Source organism: Stenotrophomonas sp. STEN023, from assembly GCF_056760135.1.
The window spans coordinates 1-10,906 of record NZ_JBRREF010000124.1 but is presented as its reverse complement, the minus strand read 5'-3'; the positions used below and the strand labels follow the sequence as shown (position 1 = coordinate 10,906).

12 protein-coding genes are annotated in these 10,906 nt (G+C 65.1%); 9 read left to right on the top strand and 3 right to left on the bottom strand.

The window, feature by feature from the left end:
• Positions 1-88: 88 nt before the first annotated feature.
• The 3 genes from ACVOLV_RS21135 to ACVOLV_RS21125 form a co-directional block, all read right to left on the bottom strand.
• Positions 89-682: a thioredoxin family protein gene (locus ACVOLV_RS21135; RefSeq protein WP_481556079.1), complete on the bottom strand. Its 594-nt coding sequence runs from the start codon at positions 680-682 to the stop codon at positions 89-91.
• 11 nt (positions 683-693) lie between these two features.
• On the bottom strand, positions 694-2,202 hold the full coding sequence (locus ACVOLV_RS21130; RefSeq protein ID WP_481556078.1) for a peptide MFS transporter: 1,509 nt from the start codon (positions 2,200-2,202) through the stop codon (positions 694-696).
• A gap of 211 nt (positions 2,203-2,413) precedes the next feature.
• Positions 2,414-3,274, bottom strand: a complete 861-nt coding sequence (locus tag ACVOLV_RS21125; RefSeq protein WP_296253013.1) for a tryptophan 2,3-dioxygenase — start codon at positions 3,272-3,274, stop codon at positions 2,414-2,416.
• 555 nt (positions 3,275-3,829) lie between these two features.
• On the opposite strand from ACVOLV_RS21125, the gene pdhA reads away from it, so the two are divergent.
• From pdhA to ACVOLV_RS21080, 9 genes are all read left to right on the top strand, one after another.
• On the top strand, positions 3,830-4,918 hold the full coding sequence (gene pdhA / locus ACVOLV_RS21120; RefSeq protein ID WP_481556077.1) for a pyruvate dehydrogenase (acetyl-transferring) E1 component subunit alpha: 1,089 nt from the start codon (positions 3,830-3,832) through the stop codon (positions 4,916-4,918).
• Entirely contained in the window at positions 4,911-5,990 is a 1,080-nt protein-coding gene (locus tag ACVOLV_RS21115) for an alpha-ketoacid dehydrogenase subunit beta (protein ID WP_481545826.1), read from the top strand. Before pdhA ends, ACVOLV_RS21115 begins: the two co-directional genes overlap by 8 nt.
• A gap of 1 nt (position 5,991) precedes the next feature.
• A complete protein-coding gene (locus tag ACVOLV_RS21110; protein ID WP_481556076.1) occupies positions 5,992-6,345 on the top strand; it encodes an SH3 domain-containing protein in 354 nt (117 codons plus the stop codon).
• Positions 6,342-7,727, top strand: coding sequence for a dihydrolipoamide acetyltransferase family protein (locus ACVOLV_RS21105; RefSeq protein ID WP_481556075.1), 1,386 nt, complete (start codon positions 6,342-6,344; stop codon positions 7,725-7,727). Before ACVOLV_RS21110 ends, ACVOLV_RS21105 begins: the two co-directional genes overlap by 4 nt.
• A 314-nt stretch (positions 7,728-8,041) precedes the next feature.
• Positions 8,042-8,383 (top strand): hypothetical protein, encoded by a 342-nt coding sequence (locus ACVOLV_RS21100; protein ID WP_481556074.1) that lies wholly within the window; start codon positions 8,042-8,044, stop codon positions 8,381-8,383.
• A gap of 26 nt (positions 8,384-8,409) precedes the next feature.
• Positions 8,410-9,039 (top strand): DUF998 domain-containing protein, encoded by a 630-nt coding sequence (locus ACVOLV_RS21095; protein ID WP_481556073.1) that lies wholly within the window; start codon positions 8,410-8,412, stop codon positions 9,037-9,039.
• Between the two features lie 39 nt (positions 9,040-9,078).
• Positions 9,079-9,465, top strand: a complete 387-nt coding sequence (locus ACVOLV_RS21090; RefSeq protein ID WP_481556072.1) for a VOC family protein — start codon at positions 9,079-9,081, stop codon at positions 9,463-9,465.
• A gap of 70 nt (positions 9,466-9,535) precedes the next feature.
• The gene (locus ACVOLV_RS21085; protein WP_481556071.1) at positions 9,536-9,958 is read left to right on the top strand and encodes a hypothetical protein; all 423 of its coding nucleotides are present in this window, start codon (positions 9,536-9,538) and stop codon (positions 9,956-9,958) included.
• Positions 9,959-10,036: 78 nt separating this feature from the next.
• Positions 10,037-10,804, top strand: coding sequence for an SDR family NAD(P)-dependent oxidoreductase (locus tag ACVOLV_RS21080; protein WP_481556070.1), 768 nt, complete (start codon positions 10,037-10,039; stop codon positions 10,802-10,804).
• Positions 10,805-10,906: the final 102 nt, after the last annotated feature.

The following is a 10,906-nucleotide window of genomic DNA, read 5'->3' as shown; positions in this document are numbered from 1 at the left end:
CCCCAACCCTCCCCTGCGCGATGCGCAAGGGAGGGGGCACAAAAAACGGCGCCTCTCGGCGCCGTTCTCGTTCAAGCACATCGCAGGCTTACTTCGCCGGCGGTGCCCATGCTTTGAGGAAGGCATCGAACTTGGCGCGGTCGTAACCCTTGCCCTTCTCCAGATCACCGGTGAACTGCGAATGCAGCAGCTGGCCTTCGGCATCCAGCACGAACAGGTGCGGGTAGCCCTTGATCTCCGGGAAGCGCGCAAGGAACTCGGCGTTCTCGTTCTCTTCGCTGTAGTTGACCTTCATCCACACATAGTTGGCATCGCGGAAGCGGCGCAGTTCCGAATCACCTTCCATGAACGCGTCCAGCAGGTGGCACCAGGAGCACCACTCGCCGCCCACATCCAACATGATCCGCTTGCCGCCACGCTGGGCTTCTACCTTGGCCGTTTCCAGGTCCGCAACCGGGTCGCGGGCCGGGTCGAACTGCGCATTGAGCCCGGCCACCGCAGCGATATCCGCTGCGGTGGGGGTATTGCCCGATGCCACCGGCTGGCTGGTATCAGCCACCGGTGCCTTCTGTTCGGACGTGTCCAGTGGCTGCACCTTTTCAGGTTTGGCAGGCGTTGGTTGATTGCAGCCAGCCAGCGCCACGGTGAGCAACAGAGGAAGCGTTCCGAACAGCAGTTTCATCGTGTAACTCCTTACTTCACACCGTGCATGAGCTTGTTGATCAGCGGAGCGACCAGGAACAGCACCACACCCGAGCCCACCAGGGCCCAGAAGCCGAAGGTGTAACCGGACTGCGCCGACGCAACGGTCATGCCACCTTCGCCGCTGACCTTGCCGGCAAAGATACCGGCCAGATTGTTACCGATGGCGATGGACAGGAACCAGCAACCCATTGCCATGCCGGCCAGGCGGGTCGGTGCCAGCTTGGTGGTCATCGACAGACCGATCGGCGACAGGCACAGCTCACCGATGGACTGGATCACATAGACCGCGAACAGGGTCCAGAACGGGATCTTGCCGGCATCGTTGACCATGCTCGACAGCGCCACCATCAGCAGCAGGAAGGCCAGGCCGTTGAAGATCAGGCCCAGGCCGAACTTGCGCGGAATGGACGGATTGGACTTGCCCATCTTGACCCACATCCAGGCCATGATCGGCGCACAGACGATGATGGCCACCGAGTTCACCGACTGGAACCACTCCAGCGGGAAGGTCCAGCTGCCGAACTCGCGGTTGACGATCTTGTCGGCGAGGAAGGTGAACGAGCTGCCGGCCTGTTCGAAGAACATCCAGAACAGCACGTTGAACACGAAGATCACCAGCATGGCGATCACCTTGTCACGCGCGACCGAACCACTGCGGATGCCTTCGACCAACAGCATCACGGCCGGCACGATGAACAGCGTCATCAGGATGGCCTGCAGCGCATTGGCATCAATGGTCAGCAGGAAGTAGAACACCGGAATGCCGACCAGCAGACCCAGCGCGGCCACCAGTCCGACGCGGCCAAGGCTCTTCTGGCCTTCTTCCGGCAGGCCGATACCCTCGAGCTGCGCGCGGCCGAACCAGAACCAGATCAGGCTGGCCACCATGCCGATACCCGAGGCGATGAACACCCACTGGTAGTGCGGGTCCTGCTCGGTGCCGAAAACCATCTTGGCCAGCGCGCCGGTGATGACCGGGGCCAGCAGTGCACCGATGTTGATGCCCATGTAGAAGATGGTGAAACCGGCATCGCGGCGTGCATCACCCTGCACGTACAACTTGCCCACCATGGTTGAAATGATCGGCTTGAACAGGCCGTTGCCGACGATGATCGTGGCCAGGCCGAGCTTGAAGATCACCTCGCTGGGCGAGACCAGCATGAACAGGCCAATGGCCATGAACAATGCGCCGAGCAGGATGGAGCGCTGGAAACCGACCAGCTTGTCGGCGACGTAGCCACCGAAGATGGCACCGGCATAGACCAGCGCCAGGTAGGCACCGTACAGCTCGGCTGCAGGCTTTTCGCCCGAGGCCAGGCCGCCCTGGAACTGCGCGACGATGTACAGCACCATCGCCCAGCGAATGCCGTAGAACGCAAAGCGCTCCCAGAATTCGGCCATGAACAGCATCCACAGTGGCTTTGGATGGCCGAGGATGGTCTTGAACTCCGGCACGGGCGCCGGGGTTGGTTCGGAATTCGGCGCGGCAGCGCTCATGCGGTGTCCCCTGATGATTCGATGGGTAAGTGATACAAACAAGTCGGCCGGAACCGGCACGACGGGCGAGGATCACAGAAGCGTCGGCTTCACGTCAAATACATACTGCTGCAACCAAGTGCTGCGCCAAACCGTGGCCCAGCCACCCGAGCGCCTGCCCTGGCGCAGCGCAAGCCGCTGAATAGGTTGAATTTTCAATCCCGACAAGGGCTCAGGCGTCGCCACGGATGGTGGTACGCACTTCGAATAGCTCAGGGAAGAAGGTCAGCTCCAGCGCCTGCCGCAGGAAGCCCACGCCGCTGGAACCGCCGGTGCCGCGCTTGAAGCCGATCACCCGCATCACCGTGCGCATGTGGCGGAAACGCCACAGCTGGAACTGGGTCTCCAGGTCCACCAGGTCCTCACACAGGGAGTACTCACGCCAGTAGCGGTCGGTGTCCTGATAGATGTTCTCGAATACCTGGCGCAGGGCCGGGTCGCTGATATGCGACTGGGTCCAGTCGTGGCCTTCGTAGGCTGCCGGGATGGCGTGGCCGAAGCGCGCCAGGTAGGCCAGGAATTCCTCGTACAGGCTGGGCGCTTCCAGCACCTCACGCAGCTGCGCCTGCCCTTCCGGGTCGTGGGCGAACACGTTGAGCATGTCGGCGTTCTTGTTGCCCAGCAGGAATTCGATATAGCGGTACTGCAGCGACTGGAAGCCCGAGGACGGACCCAGCACGTCGCGGAAGCCCATGTATTCGGAGGGAGTGAGGGTTTCCAGCACCGCCCACTGTTCGGTCAGCAGGCGCAGCACCTGCTTGGCCCGGGCCAGCACCTTGCGGCACTGCCAGACCTCGTCGCGCTGCATGTGGCCGCGCGCCGCGCGCAGCTCATGGGCCAGCAGCTTGAGCCACAGCTCCGAGGTCTGGTGCTGGATGATGAACAGCATTTCGTCGTGGTGCGGCGGGTTGGACAGCGGCTGCTGGGCCGTCAGCAGCTGGTCCAGGCGCAGGTAGCCGCCGTAGGTGAGCCGGCCCTGCAGGTCGGTATGGATACCGGCTTCGAGCTCACGCTGGTTCTTTTCTACGGTCATCGGCCTGGCCATCGTATGGGGCGGCAAGGGTAACGCAGGCCAAGCCATCTGCCCCCTCCCTTTTGCTACAGGCAAAGGGGGCGGCCTCCGGGGGTTGGGGGGGGGGGGGGGGGGGGGGGGGGGGGGGGGGGGGGGGGGAGGGGGGCGGGCGGACCGGCGGCCCCCCGCCCCCCCCCCCCCCCCCCCCCCCCCGCCCCCCCCGGGGGCGGGGCCCCCCGCGCCCCCCCCCCCCCGCCGCCCCCCCCCCCCCCCCCCCCCCCCCCCCCCCCCCCCCCCCCCCCCCCACTACCGGGCAATCCGCCGTCCATGGGACAGCAGGGTCTTTCCCGCGCAAACGGAATCGAAACACGCGCAAAGCCCAGCGGCGCGACAATGTGCCGTTCCTGTTGCTTCAGACTGAATACGTTGTAATTGCTCACCCGAGTCGCGCCCTGCGGAACAAAATCGCCCTGTGTCCGGTCAATCTTGTTGCGGCGCAGGACGGCTTTTTCGGACTGAGTCCTTACCATGCGTAATTCCTATCATTTGAAACCATCTGTCCAAGGTGTTGCTGCAATGACGGTTTCCGCCCAGTTCCAAATCAATTACCTGCAGTACCTGGATGCCGACGGCAACCTGGTACGTGAAGACCTCCCCGCCTCGCTGCGTGACCCACGCTCGCTGCTGCCGATGTTCAAGCAGATGCTGGCCACGCGGGTGTTCGACACCAAGGCCGTGGCGCTGCAGCGCACCGGCAAGCTCGGCACCTTTGCCTCCTGCCTGGGCCATGAAGCGGCCCATGTCGGCATCGGCGCGGCCATGAAGAGCGGCGACGTGTTCGCCCCCAGCTACCGCGAGTACGGCGCCATGTTCATGCGCGGCGTGCGCCCGCGTGACGTCCTGATGTACTGGGGCGGCGACGAGCGCGGCAGCGACTACGACCGCGACAGCGATGCGGTCCGCGACTTCCCGATCTGCGTGCCGATCTCGACCCAGTGCCTGCATGCGGCCGGTTCGGCGCTGTCGTTCAAGCTGCGCAACCTGCCGCAGGTCGCGGTCAGCGTCTGCGGTGATGGCGGCAGTTCCAAGACCGACTTCTACGCCGCAGTGAACTCGGCCGGTGCCTACAAGCTGCCGTTGATCCTGTGCGTGGTAAACAACGGCTGGGCCATCTCGGTGCCGCGTTCGGCCCAGACCGGCGCCGAAACCCTGGCCCAGAAGGGTCTGGCCGGTGGCCTGTTCTGCCTGCAGGTGGACGGCAACGACCTGATCGCCGTGTTGGCGGCGATGGAACAGGCGCGCGAGCGCGCCCTGGCCGGCGAAGGCGGCACGGTGCTGGAACTGCTCACCTACCGCCTGTCCGACCACACCACCGCCGACGACGCGCGCCGCTACCGCGACGACGCCGAGGTGAAGTCGGCTTGGTTGAAGGAGCCGCTGATCCGCCTGCGCAAGTACCTCACCGCGCAGGGCGTGTGGAGCGAAGAAGAAGAAAAGAACTGGATCGCCGAATGTGGCACCCGCGTCGACGAGGAGGTCAATGCCTACCTCAACTGCCCGGTGCAGCCGGTCGAGGCGATGTTCGACTATCTGTATGCCGATCCGCCGCCGGACCTGCTGGCGCAGCGTGCTGCCGCCATCGCCCTGGAGCAGCGCCATGGATGACATCAAGCGCAATGCTGCCGTCACCTCGGCCAGCCACGATCACGGCGTCGCGCACAGCGCGGCGAGCAACAGCGGAGACACCCCGATGACAGCTACCCCGATCACCCTCATCGAAGCCGTCACCCAGGCCCTGGCCTGGGAAATGGAACACGACCCCTCGGTGCTGGTGCTGGGCGAAGACGTCGGCGTCAACGGCGGCGTGTTCCGCGCCACCGCCGGCCTGCAGCAGCAGTTCGGCCCGCAGCGCGTGCTCGACACCCCGCTGGATGAAACCACCATCGCCGGCCTGACCGTCGGCCTGGCCGCGCAGGGCATGAAGCCGGTGGCCGAAGCCCAGTTCGACGGCTTCGTCTACCCGATGGTCGATCACCTGATCTGTCACGCCGCGCGCCTGCGCAACCGTACCCGTGGCCGCCTGCATTGCCCGATGGTGCTGCGCGTGCCGTGGGGCGGTGGCATCCGCGCGCCGGAGCACCACAGCGAAGCCAACGAAGCCATCTTCACCAATGTGCCGGGCATGCGCGTGGTACTGCCGTCCAGCCCGCAGCGTGCCTACGGCCTGCTGTTGGCCGCGATCCGCGAGCCGGATCCGGTGATCTACATGGAGCCCAAGCGCATCTACCGCCAGTACAAGGAAGTGGTCGTCAACGACGGCGAAGCACTGCCGCTGGACGTGTGCTTCGTGCTGCGTGACGGTACCGACGTGACCCTGGTCACCTGGGGGGCACAGGTCAAGGAAGCACTGGAAGCCGCCGACAAGCTGGCCGGCGAGGGCATCAGCGCCGAAGTCATCGACGTGGCCACGCTGCGCCCGCTGGACTTCGCCACCATCGCCGAGTCGGTGGCCAAGACCGGCCGCTGCGTGATCGTGCAGGAAGCGCCGAAGACCGCTGGTTTCGGTGCCGAAATCGCCGCCCGCCTGGCCGAAGAGTCGATCTATGACCTGCTGGCACCGGTCGAGCGCGTTGCCGGCTACGACACCCACATCCCGCTGTTCCGCCTGGAGATGAAGTACCTGCCAAGCGTGGAGCGGATCGTGACCGCGGCCAAGCGCGCGGTGGCGGTGGGCTGACATGCTGGCACGCTTGATTGGCAGCTACCGCAGCCAATACCGTAACCCCCTGCAGTTCCGTACCGGGCAGATCGTCGAGCTCGGTGTCCGCGACGAAGAATGGCCGGCCTTCGCCTGGGTGAAAACCAGCGAAGGTGGCGCCGGCTGGGCGCCGGTGGCCTGGCTGCAGGTGCTGGACGATGGCCGCGCCGAAGCGCTGCGTGATTACAGCGCACGCGAGCTGGACGTGGACCGCGGCGAGCAGGTACGGCTGCATCACGAACATGGTGGCTGGTGGTGGTCCGAGCGCGCCGATGGCGCGCAGGGCTGGCTGCCGGCACGCGAACTTGAATTGCTGGAAGAGAAACGCACATGAGCCAGACCAAGAATTTCAACCTGCCCGACCTGGGCGAAGGCCTGCCGGACGCGACCATCGTTGAGTGGTTCGTCAAGGAAGGCGACGTTATCAAGCTCGACGAACCGCTGGTGGCGATGGAAACCGCCAAGGCCGTGGTCGAAGTGCCCTCGCCCTACTCCGGCAAAGTACTGAAGCTGGCCGGTGGCGCTGGCGATATCGTGGTGACCGGCCATGTGCTGGCCAGTTTCGAGCTCGACCCCAACCTGCCGCAGCGTGCCGAAGGCCAGGACACCGGCCATCACCATGGCGCACCGGCTGAAGCCGCGCCTGCACCAGTTGCCGCCCCGGCACCGGTAGCTGCCGCTGCCGCCGAACGTGCCGATGAAGGCACCGTGGTCGGCGCGATGGTCAGCTCCAATGCCGTGCACACCGAACAGGCCGTGGCCGTCGGTGGCGTCAAGGCGGTACCGGCCGTGCGTGCAATGGCACGCAAGCTCGGCGTCGATCTGGCCCGCGTGCGCGCCACCGGCGCCGAAGGCGCGGTGACGATGAATGATGTGAAGCAGGCGGCGGCCGATGGCACTGCACGCGTGGGCTCGCCAGCACCGCAAGCAGTGCACACCAATTCACCTCTCCCGCAAGCGGGAGAGGTCGGCGCGCACAGCGCGCCCGGGGGAGGCGCTCGTAGCGCCACAGCCCCCCGGACCCCCCAGTGCGCCCCGGGGAAGCCGAATCGCACCCCCCCACCGGGCGTGGTCGCCAAGGGCCAGCCGGAACCGCTGAAGGGCGTGCGCCGCAACATGGCGCGGGTGATGGCCGATGCGCACAGCAAGGTCGTCCCGACCACGCTCAGCGACGACGCCGACATCCATGCCTGGGCGCCGGGCAACGACATGACCTCGCGTCTGGTCCGCGCCATCGTCAGCGCCTGCCAGGCGGTGCCGGCCATGAACGCCTGGTTCGACGGTGACAACCTCACCCGCACCCTGCATGCCCAGGTCGACATTGGCATTGCCGTGGATACCGACGATGGCCTGTTCGTGCCGGCCCTGCGCAATGCCGACATGCTCGATGCACGCGGCGTACGCGAGGGCATCAACCGCCTGCGCCAGCAGGTGGAAGACCGCTCGATCGCGCCGTCGGAGCTGAGCGGTTACACCATCAGCCTGTCCAACTTCGGCATGTTCGCCGGCCGCTACGCCACTCCGGTGGTGGTGCCGCCGTGCGTGGCCATCGTTGCTGCTGGCCGTGCCCGCTTCCAGGTCACCCCGGTGATGGGCGGCATTGAAACCCACAAGGTCATTCCCTTGTCGGTCACCTTCGATCACCGCGCCTGCACCGGCGGCGAAGCCGCGCGTTTCCTGCGCGTGCTGATCGATGATCTGGCCAAGGTCAACTGACAGGTTTGTTGGCTGTGTGATTTTGAGGCCCGCAGTGATGCGGGCCTTTTTTTGGCTTGCTTCGGGTCTGCTTGCTAGAAGCTTGCCCTCACCCCAACCCCTCTCCCGCAGGCGGGAGAGGGGCTGGCAATGCGGCGGCTCGTAGTGCATTGCCCCCGTCGCCCGCGTGGGGGAGAGGGGTTGGGGTGAGGGCGGCTCTTGCCTTTGATCTTCCCCGCATTCCCCACCACACAAAAAAACATCACCCACCTGTAACGCCAACCCAGCATCCGAGCGCTACGATTGCTCAATCCCACACCGCCACCAAAACCACCATGGGCACCTGGACCTGCAGCAACTGCAAGGAAGTAAACGAAGACAACTTCGATCAATGCTGGAAATGCGGCACCCACGCCGATGGCGCACCGCCGCCGCGCGACTATCAACCCGATGACGGCCGCAACTGGACCCAACCACCGCGCCTGATCGACTGCCCGCGCTGCCCCGGCATGCGCATGGAATTCATAGGTCGCAAGCGTTTCCACGAAGGTTCGCAGGCGATGCCCTTCCTGCTCGGCGATCTCGGCGAGCTGTTCGTCAACCGCGAGGAATTCGATCTGCATGCCTGCCCCGGCTGCGGCAAGGTCGAACTGTTCCTGTCCAATCGCATACGCTGAACATCGCAACCATCGAAGGGCCGACGATGCGTTACCAGCGCTGCTTGATCCTGCTGTTCGTGGCGATGTACCTGCTGATGCTGCTCGGTGGTGCCGCGCTCAAGCCTGGCTATTCGCCGCTGTCGCAATACATCAGTGAACTCGGCGCAACTGGCAGCGCACATGCGCAAGCGATCAGCCTGTTCGGCTTCATTCCGGTCGGCGTAACGGCCGCACTGCTGCTGTTCGCTTTCGCGCGGATAGCTCCGGTAAGCGGCGCCAGCCGTTTCGGCTATTGGCTGCTGTTGTTCGAGCCGGCGGCGTGGATAGGTTCAGCGTTGGCACCTTGCGATCTTGGTTGCCCGATTGCTGGCAGCCTGTCGCAATCGCTGCACACCCTGCTCGGTGTGTTCACCTATCTGGGCACCGCACTCGGCCTCGTGCTGTTGGCAACCGCGCCGGCATTGCGCCCAGGTATGCGCGCATTCTGGATCGCGCTGGCAGGGCTCTGGCTGCTGCTGTTCGTGTTGATGGGGCTGGAACCACTGCAACCCTTGCGCGGGCTGCTGCAACGTTTGGCCGAATGGAGTGTGTACTCCGCGCTGTGCATCACTGCATGGCGATTGAGCACTGCAGCAACTGTCGCCGACGGCGCGGTAACACGCGCGCACGGATAGCGGGTGTAGGCTGCGATCCTCTGCCACTGGAGCATCCGCATGAGCCACCGCAGCCGTCTGGCCGGTTTCATCATTGATTGCCAAGGCAACGACAGCGATGCCGCTGCCGCGTTCTGGGCGCCCGCTCTGGGCCTGAAAGCCGAGCCCAGCTATACCGAGGATGATGGCGCGCAGTACGCCGAGCTGCTGGGTGCGCCCGCTGACCTGCATGTGGAGGTACAGCGCGTCGATCACGCACCGCGCGTGCATCTGGATATCGAGTCCGATGATATCGATGCCGAGGCCGACCGGCTTGAAGCACTGGGCGCACGCCGCATTGCCAAGGTCAAACGCTGGTGGGTGATGGAAGCGCCAACCGGCCATCGTTTCTGCATCGTGCAGATGCACCATCCAGAACGTGGCGCAACGCCCACTACCTGGAAGTAATACATTTTTTTTCACGACAGCCTGCGTTGCGATGTGTTGGAATGCCGGTCCAAATCAAGGAGTGAACAGCATGGGTTTGATCACCGGAATGGTCGTGGGCGGTCTGGGTGGCTTGGCTGCCATCAATATCCTGGCGCTGATGGCGAAGAACAGCGGCAGGCCGCATGACCTCACCACCTTCAGTTCCGATGAGAACGTGCTGGCCAAGGTCGATGCCTGGGCAAACGAGCATGGCTATGGCCTGGTCCGCGACATCGACGGCACCCGCGTCTATCGCAAGGGCAACAACATCCTGACTTCACCGATGTACATGGAAGTCACCCAGGATGGAAACAAGTACAGCGTCAAGAGCTATACGCAGATCAACGGCTTCATCCTCCGCGGTGACATGGCGCTCACCGGCGATACCTTCATCGCCAAGCTGCCGCGTTCGATGGCCAAGAAGGCGCAGAACAACCTGTTCGCGACCTTGAACGTGCCTGGCCTGCCGTGATCACGGAACACCGCGTTCTTCGCCCGTAAGCCAGGACGCAGCGATAATGTGCGGTCTCCGCCCACCGGAACCGCCGCAATGACTTCATCCTCTGCTTCTCTACACGGTGCACGTGTCCTGGTTGCCGGTGGCAGCCGGGGCATTGGCTTGGCCATCGCCCAGGGCTTTGCCCGCGAAGGCGCGAAGCTCAGCATCTGCGCGCGTGGCGCGCCCGCGCTGCAGCAGGCTGCCGACGTGCTTCTTCGCGACGGCGCGGCTGCCGCACACACACAGCAATGCGATCTCGCCGATCCGGCACAGATCCAGGCCTGGATCGACGCTGCTGCCGGCGAACTGGGCGGTATCGATATCCTCGTCAACAATGCGTCCGGCTATGGCAACGGCAATGACGATGCCAGCTGGCAGGCCGGTTTCGATATCGACCTGATGGCCGCGGTGCGCGCCAACCGTGCCGCCCTGCCCCATCTGCGCCAGAGCACCTTGCCGGCCATCCTCAACATCAGCTCGATCAATGCCTCGGTGCCGACGCCGCGCGCGGCCGCCTATTCCGCTGCCAAGGCGGCGTTGAACTACTACACCACCAGCCTGGCCACCGAACTGGCGCGCGAGCGCATCCGGGTCAACGCCCTGGCACCGGGCTCGATCGAGTTCCCCGGCGGGCTGTGGGAGCAACGCCGCAGCAGCGCGCCTGAGCTCTACGAACAGATCCGCAACAGGATCCCGTTCGGCGGCTTCGGTAATGTCGAGGATGTGGCCAATACCGCCGTATTCCTGTGCTCGCCAGCAGCGCGCTGGATCACCGGCCAGGTGCTGGCGGTGGATGGCGGGCAGTCGCTGCCGGCCTAAGCCTCGCCTGCCGTTTGTGGGGGGGGGGGGGGGGGGGGGGGGGGGGCGGGGGGCGGGGCTGCGGCGGCCCGCGGCGGGCTGGCGGGGCGCGCCGGGCGCCCC